Annotated in this window: 12 protein-coding genes and 1 pseudogene; 11 read left to right on the top strand and 2 right to left on the bottom strand. The window is 70.3% G+C overall.

Annotated features, from left to right (window positions below; genetic code table 11):
* Window positions 1-37 precede the first annotated feature (37 nt).
* Entirely contained in the window at window positions 38-286 is a 249-nt protein-coding gene (locus tag AB0N66_RS37485; protein WP_365443610.1) for a hypothetical protein, read from the bottom strand.
* Window positions 287-380: 94 nt separating this feature from the next.
* Here AB0N66_RS37485 and AB0N66_RS37480 point away from each other — a divergent pair, with 94 nt between their 5' ends.
* From AB0N66_RS37480 to AB0N66_RS37470, 3 genes are all read left to right on the top strand, one after another.
* Window positions 381-1,856, top strand: coding sequence for a hypothetical protein (locus AB0N66_RS37480; protein ID WP_365443607.1), 1,476 nt, complete (start codon window positions 381-383; stop codon window positions 1,854-1,856).
* Window positions 1,857-2,193: 337 nt separating this feature from the next.
* Window positions 2,194-3,945, top strand: a complete 1,752-nt coding sequence (locus AB0N66_RS37475) for a ubiquinol-cytochrome c reductase cytochrome b subunit (protein WP_365443604.1) — start codon at window positions 2,194-2,196, stop codon at window positions 3,943-3,945.
* 220 nt (window positions 3,946-4,165) lie between these two features.
* A complete protein-coding gene (locus tag AB0N66_RS37470) occupies window positions 4,166-4,525 on the top strand; it encodes a DUF3099 domain-containing protein (protein WP_365443601.1) in 360 nt (119 codons plus the stop codon).
* Window positions 4,526-4,974: 449 nt separating this feature from the next.
* Here the strand turns inward: AB0N66_RS37470 and AB0N66_RS37465 are convergent, their stop codons facing one another.
* Window positions 4,975-6,294, bottom strand: a complete 1,320-nt coding sequence (locus tag AB0N66_RS37465; RefSeq protein ID WP_365443598.1) for a multidrug effflux MFS transporter — start codon at window positions 6,292-6,294, stop codon at window positions 4,975-4,977.
* A gap of 655 nt (window positions 6,295-6,949) precedes the next feature.
* Here AB0N66_RS37465 and AB0N66_RS37460 point away from each other — a divergent pair.
* The 8 genes and pseudogenes from AB0N66_RS37460 to AB0N66_RS37425 all read left to right on the top strand — a co-directional run.
* Window positions 6,950-7,966 carry a type III polyketide synthase gene (locus AB0N66_RS37460; RefSeq protein ID WP_365443595.1) on the top strand — a complete coding sequence of 339 codons (1,017 nt, stop codon included), beginning with the start codon at window positions 6,950-6,952 and terminating at the stop codon, window positions 7,964-7,966.
* Between the two features lie 105 nt (window positions 7,967-8,071).
* Complete coding sequence (locus AB0N66_RS37455) at window positions 8,072-8,626, top strand: cupin domain-containing protein (RefSeq protein WP_365443592.1); 555 nt, start codon at window positions 8,072-8,074, stop codon at window positions 8,624-8,626.
* Window positions 8,627-8,641: 15 nt separating this feature from the next.
* Window positions 8,642-9,799, top strand: a complete 1,158-nt coding sequence (locus tag AB0N66_RS37450) for a DegT/DnrJ/EryC1/StrS family aminotransferase (protein ID WP_365443616.1) — start codon at window positions 8,642-8,644, stop codon at window positions 9,797-9,799.
* Window positions 9,796-10,791 carry a class I SAM-dependent methyltransferase gene (locus AB0N66_RS37445; protein ID WP_365443589.1) on the top strand — a complete coding sequence of 332 codons (996 nt, stop codon included), beginning with the start codon at window positions 9,796-9,798 and terminating at the stop codon, window positions 10,789-10,791. The genes AB0N66_RS37450 and AB0N66_RS37445 overlap by 4 nt, the downstream gene beginning before the upstream one ends.
* A 66-nt stretch (window positions 10,792-10,857) precedes the next feature.
* On the top strand, window positions 10,858-11,772 hold the full coding sequence (locus AB0N66_RS37440) for an aromatic prenyltransferase (RefSeq protein WP_365443586.1): 915 nt from the start codon (window positions 10,858-10,860) through the stop codon (window positions 11,770-11,772).
* 231 nt (window positions 11,773-12,003) lie between these two features.
* On the top strand, window positions 12,004-13,602 hold the full coding sequence (locus AB0N66_RS37435) for a class I adenylate-forming enzyme family protein (protein ID WP_365443583.1): 1,599 nt from the start codon (window positions 12,004-12,006) through the stop codon (window positions 13,600-13,602).
* Window positions 13,603-13,660: 58 nt separating this feature from the next.
* Window positions 13,661-14,731: a methyltransferase gene (locus AB0N66_RS37430; protein ID WP_365443580.1), complete on the top strand. Its 1,071-nt coding sequence runs from the start codon at window positions 13,661-13,663 to the stop codon at window positions 14,729-14,731.
* A 71-nt stretch (window positions 14,732-14,802) separates the two neighbouring features.
* Window positions 14,803-15,322: pseudogene (locus AB0N66_RS37425) on the top strand (homocysteine S-methyltransferase family protein); the annotation flags it as partial.
* Window positions 15,323-15,471: the final 149 nt, after the last annotated feature.

The raw sequence follows: 15,471 nt of genomic DNA, 5'->3' as shown, positions 1-15,471 counted from the left end.
CCACCCCCCGGGCCATGCACTCGACAAGGGGAGGTAGTCATGCCAACTCCGAAGGCCGGTAACCCCGTTGCGGGGCTACGAAGACGGTAATGGGGAGGGGGAGCGCGGCGCTCGCGCCGACGCGGGCGGCTTGCCCGTCGGCGGCCCGCACGGCTCGCACGGCCTGCGGGCCGGTGCGCAGACACCGTCGCCGTATCCGGCGCTCGGTGTCCCCGCTCGAATCCTCCTCGGGTCCCTCTCGCAGGCCGCTCGAGGCGCCGTCGAACCTGGCCGCGCGGGCGGACATGCGCCGCATGATGCAAGGACAACGCACAGGGGAGGCGGCCGAGTTGAGTATGGACGCACGTGTTGTCGGCAGGGGTGGTGGCCACGGTCACGCCGTGGTGATCGGCTCGAGCCTCGCCGGGCTCACCGCGGCCCGGGCACTGGCGGGCTTCATGGACCAGGTCACCGTCATCGAGCGCGACCGGCTGCCCAGCGGCCCCGGCCGCCGCCGCGGCGTGCCCCAGGCACGGCACACCCACAGCCTCATGACCACCGCCCACCAGGGCCTGGAGCAGCTGTTCCCGGGCATCGGCCAGGACCTCGCCCGCGCCGGAGCGGTCCACGTCCGCATCCCCCAGGACATGCTGCTGCTCGGCCCGGCCGGCTGGCTGCCCCGCTTCGACGCCGGCCTGTCGATGCTCAGCGCCGGCCGTGACCTCCTGGACGCGGTGATACGGGACCGGCTGCGCGCCGCCCCCGGGGTGACCTTCCTTCAGGAGCACGAGGTCCTCGCCCTGCAGGGCGGCCCCCAGGACACCGTCACCGGCGTATGGGCCCGCGGCCGGGACCGCACGGCACCCGACGGCTGGACCCCCCGGCGCCTGATCTCCGCCGAGTTCGTGGTGGACGCCTCCGGACGCGGCTCCCACGCCCCCCGGTGGCTCGCCGAACTCGGCTACCAGCCACCCCTGGAATCCGTCACCGGCGCCGGGACCGCGTACGCCACCACGCTGTACGCGCCGCCCGTCGGCCATGTCGCCGACTTCAAGGCCCTGTTGCTCATGGCCTCGCCGGACGATCCGCGCCAGGCCGTGCTCAACCCCGTCGAGGGCGGCCGCTGGTCGGTGACGCTCAGCACCGGCGACAACACCCCGCCGCCCGCCGACCACGCGGAACTGCTGCGCGCCGCCGGCGCCCTGCGCCACCCGCTGCTGCGCGACCTCATCGAGAGCGCCACACCGCTGGGCCCCGTCTACCGCTGCGGCCGCACCGAGAACCGCCGGCGGCACTACGAGAAGCTGCGCCGCTGGCCCGACCAGTTCCTCGTCGTCGGTGACGCCCTCGCCGCCCTCGGCCCGGCCCACGGCATGACCCTTGCCGTGCAGTGCGCCCTCGTCCTGGACCAGCTGCTCACCGCCCACGGCACCGCGGTCGGCATCAGCCACCGGCTGCGCCGGGCCCTGGCCCACCAGATAGCCCCCGCCTGGCAGTCGGGCACCTCCGCCCCGGGCCCGGCGGGCGGACTGCGGGCCCGGCTCGGCCGGCGGTACGCGTCCCGGATCGCGGCCGCCGCGACCGCGGACCCGCACGCGGCGGCCCTCCTGCTCCACCTGCACCAGAGCCTCGCCCCGCCCGCCGCGCTGCGGCCGCGCGCCCTGCGGGCCGCCCTGCGCCCCCGGCGCACGGCCCCCGCGACACCCCCCGCGATGCCCCCCAGCGTCACCCACGGCCCCCAGGCCCGCCGGCGCCGGCCCGCCGCACCGGCCGCGCCCGCCATCGGGGTCGCCACCGGCTCCGCCCGGCCCCGGGCGGCCGGCTCCTCGGCCCAGTGGCCGGCCGTGGCACCGGCCGGCGACCGGCAACGACCGTGAGCACGCCGCTTTTCAGCCGGGTGGCGTGTTGTTCCCCGTCGCGGCCGAAATCACCCGGCCATACGCTCCAGACCATGACGGGAGTGGACCAACCAGCCCACAGGGAAAGCCACTTGTGTTCCTGCGTCCTGCAACTCACCGGAGAACCACTCGAGTTCGGACTTGAGTATCGCTTGAGCGCGGTTGTCCAGGTCGCTGAGGCGTCGATAGCGTTTCATCCGCTCCAGGGCACCGGCCCGCTTGCGCCGCGGCAGGCCACCCCCGTCACCGACCGCTCACCGGCCGGCTGCCCGGGTGTGCCTGTGACGGCCGAGCGGCGAGGGGAGGGCGCGCGGATATGAGCACGACCGAAAAGGCGCCACACAGTGCGCGCACCGTACCGCCCAGAGGCGAACGCATCGCCGACTGGGCGGACGGGCGGCTGGGGATCTACCAGTTCCGGTTCCTGATCCGGAAGGTCTTTCCGGACCACTGGACGTTCATGTTCGGTGAGATAGCGCTCTACAGCTTCATCGTGCTGCTCATCACCGGCGTGTGGCTCACCATGTTCTTCGACCCGAGCATGACCGAGACCGTCTACAACGGATCGCACGTCCCGCTGCAGGGCATCCCGATGTCCCAGGCCTACGCCTCCACCATCAAGATCAGCTTCGATGTCCGCGGCGGCCTGTTCATCCGTCAGCTGCACCACTGGTCGGCCCTGGTCATGATCGCCGCACTCATGATCCACACGCTGCGGCACTTCCTCACCGGATCGTTCCGCAGGCCGCGCGAGGTCAACTGGCTGATCGGCTTCGTGATCCTCGTCCTGGTCACCCTGGAAGGCTTCGTCGGGTACTCGCTCCCCGACGACCTGCTCTCCGGCACCGGCCTGCGCATCGCCGAAGGCGTCACGCTCGCCATCCCGCTGGTCGGCACCTATCTGACGCTGTTCCTGTTCGGCGGCGAATACCCGGGGCACGACGTCATCCCCCGGTTCTACAGCTTCCACATCCTGCTGATCCCGGGCATCGTGCTGGCCCTGGTCGCCGTCCACCTGATCTACGTCTTCTACCACAAGCACACCCAGTTCCGGGGCCCCGGCCGCACCGAGAACAACGTCGTCGGCCAGCCCCTGATGCCGGTGTACACGGCCAAGGCCGGCGGGTTCTTCTTCCTCGTCTTCGGCGTGCTCGCGCTGCTGGCCGGCATCGCCCAGATCAACCCCGTGTGGACCTACGGCCCCTACCGTGCCGACCAGATCTCCCAGGGCTCCCAGCCCGACTGGTACATGGGCTTCCTGGAAGGCGCCCTGCGGGCCATGCCCGCCTGGGAGTTCGTCGTCCCGGGCGGCTACACCGTCAACATGGGCGTCCTGCTGCCGGCCGTCATCCTGCCCACCGTCATGATGGCCGTGTGGGCCCTGTGGCCGTTCCTGGAAGCCTGGGTCACCGGCGACAAACGCGAACACCACCTCCTTGACCGCCCGCGCGAAGCGCCCGCCCGCACCGCGTTCTGCTGCGCCTTCGTCGCCCTGTACCTGGTGCTGTTCTTCGGCGGCGCCAACGACGTCCTGGCCGAGCGCTTCCACCTGTCCCTGAACACGATCACCTGGACCGTCCGCATCGGAGTCTTCGTGGTCCCGGCGCTGACGTACGTCATCACCAGACGGATCTGCCTCGGCCTGCAGCTGCGGGACCGCGACAAGCTCCTCCACGGCCGCGAGACCGGCAGGATCAAGAGGCTGCCGCACGGCGAGTTCGCCGAGGTGCACGCACCCCTGGACCGCGACCAGGAGTACACCCTGCTGTCCAGGCAGCTCCCCGAGATCCTGCCGGCCCCCGCCCCGGCCGATGACGGCGTGCCGAACCCGGACGCCCGCAAGGAGATGCTGCGCCACCGGCTCAGCCACTGGCTGCACGGCGGCCAGACGGCGCAGCCGACCGTCGAGGAACTGCGGCACGCCCTGGAACACGGCCACTCGCCCAACGGCCACTCCTCCAACGGCGATGCCTCCTCCAACGGCCACTCCTCCAACGGGCACGCCTCGTCCAACGGGCACGGGCAGGCCGCCGTCGAGGGACGGGAGCCGGACAGGGAAGTGCACTGACCCCGGCGGTACGGCGTACGGGCGGGGGCCGGACACGGCGGCGCGGGTGATCAGGGGACGGTCACCCGCGCCGCCGCCGTTCCGCCGCCGGCCGCCACCTTGCCCGCCACCCCGCATGCGCGGGCGGGCGTCCCCGCCGCCGCAAGACCACCCGCCCGGCGGGGGACCGGTCCGCGTTCCGGCTTTCCGGCGGCCCTGCCGGAGCATCCACGGAGGCCTGATGAACCGCACGTCGTGGCACCGGGACGGACCCCGGGCCGAGTCCATCACCGGGGCCCGTACCGGCCTGACCCAGGCCCTGCGCAGCCGCCAGCGCCGCTATGTCGCGGCCATGCTGGTGCGCAGCGCCTGCGTGGTCCTGATGGCCCTCACCTGGAACCGCTGGCCCGCCGTCGCGATCTGCGCCCTGGTCGGCGGGGTGGTCATTCCCTACGTCGCCGTCGTCGCCGCCCAGCCGGGATGGCGTCAACAGCGCGGCGTACGAGCCGAGTTGGCCCGCCCCGCTGACGAACCCGCCACCCGCGTCATCCTCGAACCGACCCTGATCCTGCCGCCGCCGGAACGCAACACGACGGGCTGACGGGCTGACCGGGCACCGGTGACCACCGTGCCGTGCACCGGACCCGTCGACGGCGAAGTCGGCCCGGAAAAAGGGGGAGTTCCGGCAGCGATCACGGGGAGCCGTCACGGGCGGCGTCGCCGGCGGGATCATCTTCCGTAAGAGTTCGCACCCGGCCCTTCAGCTGCCTCGGCTCCCCGCGATCGCTGCCGGAGCCCCGAAAAGCCCCACCTGTATCCCGCCGAGCGCCTGATGCGCGCTGCTCCGCCCCGCTCCTTCGCGGAGGGCAGCGGGCACAGCGCGACGGCAGACAGGCAACCCCCCCGGGCCGGCGGTCCGGCGGGCCGGGGGAGACCCGGGCCACCGCGGGACCGGCACGGCAACGCCGCTGCACCGCCTGCGCGATGGCAGGCGGTGCAGCGGCGTTCACGTCCCGCGGTGGCCGACTTGGACGGCCGTGGTGCGCCCGGTCAGCGCTCCGGCAGCTCCGCCGGCCGGTTCTGCCAGGGACGGCACACGCCCAGGAAACAGGCGATCGCGGCCAGTGCGCTGCCCAGCTGGACCGCGGCCATCGGCATCGCCGTCTCCTTCCCCGCGATCCCGACGAGCGAGGAGGCGACCGCGCCCATCACGAAGCACGACGTACCGACCAGCGCGGAAGCGCTGCCCGCGGCGTGCGGGGTGCGCATCAGGGCGAGCGCGTTGGTGTTGGGCAGGATCAGGCCCAGCGAGGAGATCATGACGAACAGGCAGGCCGCGATCGCCACCGTCCCCGCGTCACCGAAGACGCCCTGTGTCACCAGCAGCAGGACGAAGGCGCCGACGGCGAGCACCGCCAGCCCGTACCCCAGGGTCTTGTCCAGCGGGACCCGGCCCACCAGGATCTTGCCGTTGATCTGGCCGGTGAGCAGCAGCCCGAAGGAGTTGAGGCCGAACAACAGTGAGAAGGCCTGCGGGGACGCCCCGTAGATGTCCTGGATCACGAACGGTGAGGCGGCGATGTAGGAGAACAGCGCCCCGTACGCGAAGCCGTTCGTCATCAGGTAGCCGGTGAAGACCCGGTCGGAGAACAGCCCGCGCATGATCCACAGGGCGCCGCGCACCCCGCCGCGCTGCCGCCGCTCGGGCGGCAGGGTCTCCGGCAGCCGGCGCCAGACGAGCACGGTGAGCGCGATGCCCATCGCGGTGAGGACGAGGAAGATGCCCCGCCAGTTGGTGAAGTGCAGGACCTGGCCGCCGATGACGGGCGCGAGGATCGGGGCGGCGCTGGATATCAGCAGCAGGGTGGAGAAGAACCGGGCCATGGCGAGGCCGTCGTAGAGGTCGCGTACGACGGCCCGGGCGATGACGATCCCGGCCGACCCCGCCAGGCCCTGCAGCACCCGGAAGGTGATCAGGAGCTCGGCGCTGGGGGCGAAGGCGCACATCAGGGCGGCGACGACGTAGACCATCAGTCCGGCCAGCAGCGGCCGGCGCCGGCCCCACCTGTCGCTCATCGGGCCGACCACGAGCTGCCCGATCGCCATGCCGGCCAGGCATGCGGTGAGCGTCAGCTGGACGGTCCCGGCAGTCGAGCCCAGGGTGCGGGTGACCTCCGGCAGGGCCGGGAGGTACATGTCCATCGACATCGGCGGCACCGCGGCGAGAGCGCCGAGGAGGAAGGTGACGAAGAGCCCGGTCCGGCGCAGCGACTTGTCCGTGCCCGATGGGTCGCGTCTGGTCTTCGCCGCAGACCGCACCCCCGGGAATCGCTTCCTTCTGGCGGTGGCTTCCTCGGCTTGCTGAGACATGCGCCCTCCGCGTCCAGTCGTTACATGGCATGGCCGATGCTCGCAGCAGGGCGCTACAGAACCGGCAGCGCGCGGGTGGCGCCTGAGGCGGGGCGATACACCGAACGGACCGTTGATCTGCCGAAGTCGAGACTCATCAGTGCGCTGCTCGAGTTTCCCTCGGAGCAGCCCGGTTCACTTTCTTACGGCCTTGGCGTGGAGAGTTCTCCGTGTCACTATTCCTGCACGCCTTCCCTGCCCAAAACCCTTTCTGGGACAGCGGACTGAGCCCGTGTCCACTGGTTCTGTACCGGTGGGACCGCATCCGTGCCAGGTACGGCACAGGTTTCCCCTCGCACCCCTCGCATCGCATCCCCGCGCGCCGCGGCGCTCTTCCGCATGCGGCCACGCAGCGGCCGCACGCAGGGAGAACGTGCTGCTTCGGCGCCGGGCGGCGAAGAACCTTCCCCGCCCGCCGAGTTGGCCCGCCGATTCGGCCGCCGAGCCGGCTGTCCGTATCCCTGTCCCTGCCCACGCCGTGACGAGATGACGGGAACCGCTCCGGAAGCTGTGCGCAGATTCCTCACGTACAGAAGGCAGACTCTAGAGAAAGTAGAGCCCAGATATGCCAAGGCTTTGCAAGCCCGCAGTGAGCGCGCCGGAACACATCATCACGATGGAAGAGACTCTCGAGTTCGCCGAGAAAGCCCATGCGGGAAAGCCGCAGCTTCCTTTGGCGCTCCGGCTGATCCGGAACACCGGAGTGCTGAAGCGGCATCTCGTCCAGCCCATCGAGAAGACGCTCCGGCACCCGGGCCTCACCGAACGCAACCGCATCTACGAGGCCGAGTCCAAGAAGTGGACGCCGCCGGTCATCGAAGAGGCACTGAAGAACGCCGATGTGTCGGCCCGTGACATCGACGCGATCATCTACGTGTCGTGCACCGGCTTCATGATGCCGTCGCTGACCGCATGGCTGATCAACACGATGGGCCTGCGGTCGGACACCCGGCAGATACCCATCGCGCAGCTGGGGTGCGCGGCGGGCGGCGCGGCGGTCAACCGCGCCCACGACTTCTGCCTGGCCCACCCCGGCAGCAACGTCCTGATCGTCTCGTGCGAACTGTGCTCGCTGTGCTACCAGCCCGACGCGGACGACATCGGTTCGCTGCTGTCCGACGGGCTGTTCGGCGACGCGGTCGCGGCCGCCGTGGTGCGCGGCAACGGCGGTGTGGGCATCGAGCTGGAGCGCAATGCCTCCTACCTCATCCCGCACACCGAGGACTGGATCTCCTACGCCGTGAAGGACACCGGCTTCCACTTCCAGCTGGACCGCCGGGTGCCCGGCACGATGGAGCCGCTGGCCCCGGTGCTGCGGGAGTTCGCCAAGGACCACAGCTGGGACATCGGCAAACTCGACTTCTACATCGTCCACGCCGGCGGTCCGCGCATCCTCGACGACCTCGCCAAGTTCCTCGAGGTCGACCGCTCGGTGTTCCGCCACAGCTGGTCGACCCTGACCGAGTACGGCAACATCGCCAGCGCCGTGGTGTTCGACGCGGCACGCAGGCTGTTCGAGGAGGACGCCCCCCTCCAGGACGCGACCGGCCTGATCGCGGGTTTCGGTCCCGGTATCACCGCCGAGATGGCGCTGGGCCGCTGGAGCGTCGACACCCCCGCAGAGCTGGACTGAGTCCGGCGCGGTGCACCGGACCCCCGCAGAGCCGGACTGGGTCCGGCGCAAGGCACCGGACCCCCGCTCGAGCGAAATTCTGTGCGGACAAAGGAAGCTGACCACATGACTGGCCTCATCCTCCCGCCCGGTCAGGGCCGGAAGCTGATCACCAAGGCGCAGGAAGTGACCTTCAAGGCCACCCAGGCGCACGGCTCCTCCATTTCGATCTTCGAGGTGGTCGTGCCGCCCGGGTTCGATGTCGGGGCGCATGTCCACGACGATTCGCAGGAGTTCTTCTACGTCCTTCAGGGGGAGCTGGAGCTCCTGGCCTTCGAGCCGACCCGGCGTACGGACAAGGACTGGCACACCTGGGAATCGCCCGACGGGGACAAGGCCGTCCGGGCCACCGAGGGTGCCTGCATGTTCGTACCCCCCGGAACTCCGCACGCTTTCCGCAACGCGTCCGACAAACCGGCGCGCATGTTGTTCCAGTGCTACCCGTCACCCGTTCACGAGCTGTACTTCGAGGAGATCGCGGAGATCTGGGCGGCCGGCGGGATCAACCCCGACGCCATCGACGAGATGCGCCGGCGCTACGACGTCAGCCAGATCACGCCGCAGCGCTACAACCCGCCCGTCCTCCCGGTCCCCAGTCCTGCGAAATCACGCGGAGCGTAAACAGAGATGAGTGACATCGACAAGATCCCCCTGGTTTTCGCAAGCCTGGGGGAGCAGGAACTGGCCGCCGTCGCCGAGGTGTTCGCCTCGGGCTGGCCGGCCGGCCAGGGGCCCAAGGGCAAGGCCCTGGAGGCTCAGCTGAAGGAACGTTACGGGGCCGGTGACGCGGTCGCGGTGAGCAACTGCGGCGCCGCCCTGCACCTGGCGATGCTCGCGTTCGGCGTGCAGCCGGGCGACGAGGTCATCGTCGCCGACTACACGTTCCCCGCCCCCGCCCACGCGGTGCGCTACGTCGGCGCGACCCCCGTCTTCGCCGACGTGCGCGCCGACACCGGCACCGTGGAACCGCAGTCCGTCGCGGACCTGGTCACCTCCCGCACCGTCGGCATCATCGCCGTCGACACCGTCGGCCTGCCCGCGGACTACACGGAACTGCAGGCCATCGCCGACCGGCACGGACTGTTCCTCGTCGAGGACGCGGCCTGCGCGGTCGGCGCGACCTACCAGGGACGCGAGGCGGGCGCGCTGGCCGAGGTGGCCTGCCTGTCCTTCCACGGACGCAAAGGCGCCACCAGCGGCGAGGGCGGCGCCCTGATCGCCACCGACCCGGCCATCGGCGCGGCGGTGCGGCAGCTGTCGTCGTTCGGCATCGGCAGCATCTTCGACATGGGCCAGGTCATCGGCCTGCCGATCCCCCAATTCACCGGGATCGGCTACAACTTCAAGCTGTCCGACATCGCCGCGGCGATCCTGCAGGTACAGCTCGGCCGCATCGGGGAGCTCCTGGAGCGCCGACGCGCCGTCGCCGCCCGCTACGCCGAACTCTTCGCCGACGAGGAACTGCTGACGGTGCCGCACGTGCCGGCGGACCGCACCCACGCCTGGCAGTCCTACCTGGTGACCCTCGATGCGGGCGTGGACCGCGGGGCCGTCGCCACCGATCTGCGCGCCCAGGGCATCGGCTGTCTGCACGGCACCTGGGCGAGCCATGTGCAGCCCGCGTTCGAGTCCAGGCAGGTGTGCCCGGTCTCGGCGGATCTCTTCCAGCGCAACCTCGGCATACCCATGCACGCCGAGCTGACCATGAGCCAGGTCGAGCGGGTCGCCGAGGTCCTGCGCACCGCGCTGCGGACCCACGCGAACACCGCCCGGACCCTGAAGGGAGCGGCATGACGAACAACCAGCCTGCACCGGACGGTGTGATGAGGCTGATCAACGGCTACTGGGCCACCGGCGTCATCGGCGCCGCGGCCACCCACCGCGTCTTCACCCATCTCGAGAACGGCGCGGGCACGGCCGCGGAGGTGGCCGCCCGCGCCGAGATCTCCGAGCGCGGCGCACAGGGCCTGCTGGACGGCCTGGTCAGCGTGGAGCTGGTGGTGCTCGATGCGGGGCGGTACCGCAACAGCCCCGAGGCGTCCGCCTTTCTGGTCGAGGGCAGGCCCGCCTCGCTGGCCGGCTTCGCCAAGCTGAAGCTGCAGCACACCGGCAGCCTGACCGACCTGCCGGAAGTGGTCCGCGTCGGGGGACCGCTGGCGGGCGGCGAGACGGAGGTGGCCGACAACCCGCACTGGGAGGGCATCGTCCCGGCCATCGCCGCGGTGTCGGTCCCCGCCGCGGACGCCGGCGCCGTGGCGCTCGGCATCGCCGGCGCCGGGGACATCTCGATCCTCGACGTGGGCGGCGGCTCGGGCATCTACTCGTCCATCTGGCTGAAGGCCAACCCGGCCGCCCACGCGACCCAGCTCGACTGGGAGCCGATCAACGCGATCGCCCGCCGGCTGGTGGCGGAGCACGGCGTGGGAGACCGTTTCACCACCCTCGACGGCGACTTCCACACCACCGACTTCGGCACCGCGCAGTACGACATCGCGGTGTACTCCCACATCGCCCACCAGGAGAACGCGGAGAGCAACATCGAGGTCTTCACCCGGCTCCGCAAGGCCCTCAAACCCGGCGGCGCCCTGGTGATCGCCGACTACATCGTCGACGACCGGCGCAGCGCTCCGGCCTTCCCGCTGCTCTTCGCCCTGGAGATGCTCCTCAAGAGCAACGAGGGCGGCACCTGGCGGCGCTCCGACTACCGCGACTGGCTCGTCAAGGCAGGCTTCGAGGACGTCTCCTTCCACGCCGCGCCGCCCGCCACGATGGTCATCGCCCGCTGACGGCAACGTAGTTCACTCCCACAGCCGGCCGACGAGACACGCCCCCAGCAACCGAACGGTGGGTACATGCGGGACAACACCGACCCGGCGGACCTTCACCCGGTCATCTACCCGGTCATCGAGGAAGTCTCCCAACTGGTGGGAGTTCCCTGCTCACCGGCCACCGTCGGCGCGATCCTGTCCGCGTACGGGGACACGCTCGCCCGCGCCGTGGTCGCCTTCCGGGTGGCGACGGGGGAGCGCAACTCGGGAGATCTCGACTGCCGTTTCACCATGCTCCCACCCGACCTGGACCCCTACGCCGTCGCCGTGTCGAACGGTCTGATCGCGGCGACAAACCATCCCGTCGCCGGCCTGCTGGGGGAACTCCACCGGGGATTCCCCATCGGCTTCAGCGGTATCGACTTCGGAGTGGTCGCCGGCTTCAAGAAGACCTGGTCCTTCTTCCCGCTCGACGACCTCCAGCCGCTGTCCGAACTGGCCGCACTGGAGTCGATGCCGCCCAGCGCGGCGGGGAACCTCGGCCTCTTCACCCGCTACGGCCTGGCCGACCGGGTGAGCCTGGTCGGCATCGACTACCGGAGCAGGTCGGTGAACCTGTACTTCGGCGCGGCCCCCGCCGAAATCTTCACGGCCGCGGCGCTCACCTCGATACTCCGGGAGGCCGGCCTGCCCGCGCCCAGCGAGCGGCTGCTTCGCTTCGCCACCCAGGCATTCGGCATCTACGCCACCCTGACCTGGGACTCCCCGAAGGTCGAGCGGATCACCATCGCGGCCATGACCGCGGACCCTTCGACGCTTGCGGTGACGGTCGAGCCGGCCATCGAGGACTTCCTGAAGAACGCGCCATACAGCACCGCCGGCCATCAGTTCGTCTACGCGATCACAGCGGCGCCCGGCGGCGAATACCACAAGCTCCAGTCCTACTACCGATGGCGATCCCAGGTGGAGACCACGCTGCTGGTCCCCGGCAGCAAGTAGCGCCCCGCCGGCCACCGCGGCGACACGGCAGGCGCACCCCGAGCCGAGCTCATGCGCGGCGCCGGACCCGGCCGGTGTGCGGGGCCGCCACCGCACCCCACCCCTTTCCGACGTGAACCCGCCGACACACGACGGACACTGACGGACCATCAGCGCCTCTCGCGCACCCCCCGCATCCCGCACCGAGCCGACGACCGCCCCAACCGTCCACCACGCAAGGAGACAGTCCCGATGAAGGGCTCTGTGGCCTACCACTCGATACAAAAACGCGGTCTCCACATCGGCCTGCTGCCGGAGATGGCCGCCGCCGTCAACCCGTCGACGCCGATCACCCTGGACCATGACCTGGGCGTCCTGCCCGAGGCGGGACGCCATCTGACGGTGCTCCAGTACGCCGAGTACGTCGACGACCTGGCAGCCCGCCTGTGGGCGGCCGGGGTCCGCACCGACGAACACGTCGTGATCTACAAGACGGCCAACGCCGACCACTGGATGCTCGCCGCCGCGGTGTCCCGCATCGGCGGGGTCGTCGTGAACCTGTCGCCGGCCCTGGACGCCACGACCGTGGGGGTCCTGCTCGAACGGGTCGGCCGGCCGACCCTGCTCACCGACGGGGACAAGCTCGACGTCCTGGCCGACGTGCCGCTGGCGGACCTCACCCGACGGGTCATCAGCTCGGCCGGCGACCGGCCGGGGGCGATCCCGCTCGCCGAACTCGCCGGCGCGCCGCGGATCAAGCCGGTCGTGCGGCCGATCGACGAGGCCGCAGTCATCACCCACACCTCCGGCACCACCGGGATCCCCAAGCTTGTGGTGCACACACCCCGCACCCAGGGCATCCGCCTCCTGCCGCAGTGGCGACTGCTGTCCCTGATACGCAAGAAGGAGACCGTTGCGATCAACGTGCCCTTCGTGCACTCGCGGATGGTCGCGGCGATGTCCCTGGCGCTTCTCAAGGAGTACCCGGTCCTGCTCATGCGGGAGACGGCCCCCGCCGACGTCGCCGAGCAGTTCGTCAAGCACCGGCCGGCCTTCGTCGAGGCGCTGCCCAACTCGCTGATGGAGTGGGAGGAGCTGACGAAGGACCCGCGGGCGCCGTTCGGCTCCGTGAAGGTCTTCAGCAGCACCTTCGACGCCATCCACCCCGCCACGATGAGCAAACTGCTCAAGGCGTCCGACCGGCGAGGAGCCCTGTTCTTCCAGATCTACGGACAGAGCGAGGTCGGACCCGCCGTCGGCCGCGCCTACTTCCGCCACTCCGCCCACAAGGCGAACGGACGCTGCGTCGGCTGGGCCATGCCCAAGGGCGCCGCGCGGATCCGCGTGCTGAGCCGCGACGGGAACACCCCCTCCCAGACCAACCCCGGCTACATCGAGGTCGCCTGGGACGGCATCGCGAAAACCTACTTCGGCGAGCAGGACCGCTACGACACCAACCGCGACGGCCAGTGGTGGCGGACCGGAGACGTCGGTTACCGCACCAGGTTCGGCTGCCTGCACATGCTCGACCGCGAGGTCGACATGATCCCCGGAGTACGCAGCTCCCTGGAGATCGAGGACGTCGTACTGGGCGAACTGAGCGAACTGAGCGAACTGGTCGTGGTGCAGGGCCCGAACTGCGAACCGGTCCCGGTGATCTGCACCGTCGACGACAAACCGCTGGACCCGGCCCGCTGGCGCGCGGCCGTCGCCGCCTTCCCCCAGCTCGCCGACCCCGTGCACATCCCGCAGGCCGAACTGCCCAGGACCGCCACGCTGAAGGTGCAGCGCCTCGCGCTGGCCCGGCGGTTCGAGGACCAGCCCCAGCCCCAGAAGCAGGATCAGGAGTGAGACGCGATCAGCACACCGTCGTGGCCGTGACACCGACCGACGTGAGGGGGACAACGCCGTGACACCGCAAGCCGTGCTCGCCCGATTCCGCGAGTACATGGTGGGACCGACACGGTTCGCGACCCTGCTGAGCGTCTTCGAGCTCGGCGTCGTCGACGTGCTGCGCGACCGGCCCGGCCAGACGGCAACCGAACTGGGAGAACAGGTCGGCGCCAAGGCGGACGCACTCGAACAACTGCTGCTCCTGCTGGTCAAGGAGGGTTTCGTCGCACGCGACGAAACCCGGGGCACCTACCGCCTCGAGGGCCTCGCGGACGTAGCCGAGGACGACCTCGCCCGGGCCCTCGCCTACATGAACCTGATCAAGGTGGTGGCGCTGCGGCAGCTGTTCCACCTCACCGAATCCACCCGGACCGGCACGGTCGTCGGTCTGAAGGAGCTCTACGGGGTCGAAGGCACCCTGTACGACGCGGTGGCCGACCACCAGGACCTGAACGATTCCTGGCTCAAGCTGATGAACACGGTCACCGCCAACATCGACCCCTGGTTCTTCGCCAACATCGACATCCCACCCGGCGCCCGGGTCCTCGACGTCGCCGGCAACACCGGCCTCGGGGCGATCCACGCCTACCGGCACAAGAAGTCTCCCGGCCTGCGGGTGACCACCTTCGACCTGCCGGACAAGGAGACCAAGGCGCTGGCGAACTTCAAGGCCGAAGGCCTCCAGGAACACCTGTCGTTCATCGGCGGCAATGTCTTCGACGAGATCCCCGAGGGGTTCGACGTCGTGCTGATCAAGCACTTCCTGGACATGTTCGACAAGGACAACGTGCTCAGGATCCTCGAAGGGGCCGGCAAGTCGCTCAAGGCCGGCGGCCAGATCCACATCCTGGTGCCCGTGTACCCCAAGGACATCAAGGAGACCGACAACTACAACGTCGACTTCTTCCCGGCCTTCTTCATCGGCGCCGCCATGGGCCAGGGCGGTCCGCAGAAGCTGTCGGTCTATCAGAGCCTGCTGGAGCAGGCCGGCTTCAAGGTGACGCAGGCGATCACCAAGGACGCCGCCGAGATCCCGCCGGACGTCATCCCCGTCCAGGCGATCCTGTCCGCGACGAAGGTCGCCTGACCGGCCGCCACCGGCCCTTTTGGGCAGGCGTGCGGGCGCTCTCCGTGACCGCCGCCGGGTACGGCGGTGCCTTGCGACCGGCAGGGCGCCGCCGCACCGCCAAAAACCGCACCGTCATAGGCCCCACTGCCATGGGCACGATGCTCCGGGAGCAGGACCCCACCCTGGAGGACTCCGGCAACTGGAGAGCTGCAACGAGGTCCCCGTCACCACCCGCCCCGACACCGTGCGCTCCGTCCACGAGGCGTACGTCGACGCCGGCATCGACACGGCGCAGACGAACACCTTCGGCGCCAACTCCATGGCGACGGCGAGTACGAGATCACCGACCCCGTCGTCGAGCTGCCGGAGTCCGGCGCCCGCATCGCCCACGAGATCGCCGACGAGTCCACCGCCCGCAGAGCAGCAGCGCCGGGTCCCCGGCGTGACGTGGCCGGGGGTGGGCACCAAGCTGCCCACCCACGACGTCACCCACGACGTCACCCACGACGTCATCCGCGACGGCGACCAGCGCAACACCGAGGCCCAGATCGCCGCAGGCACGCGCTGACCGTGGAAACCTCGCAGGACCCGCTGCAGACCAACGCCGCCCCCGGGCCACCCCTCCCGCTGCTTCCCGCGCTCCAGCGTCGGCCACGCACCTTGAACATGGCTGGAGGATCGATCGGCACTGGCTTGTGACTCAGACCTTCGCCGCCCAGAGGTGCGCACAATGTCTCAGGAATGCCTGCTCAGGAATG

Origin of the sequence: Streptomyces sp. NPDC093544 (assembly GCF_040683495.1) — a bacterium.
Taxonomy (GTDB): domain Bacteria; phylum Actinomycetota; class Actinomycetes; order Streptomycetales; family Streptomycetaceae; genus Streptomyces.
This window is presented reverse-complemented; position numbering and strand designations above follow the sequence as displayed.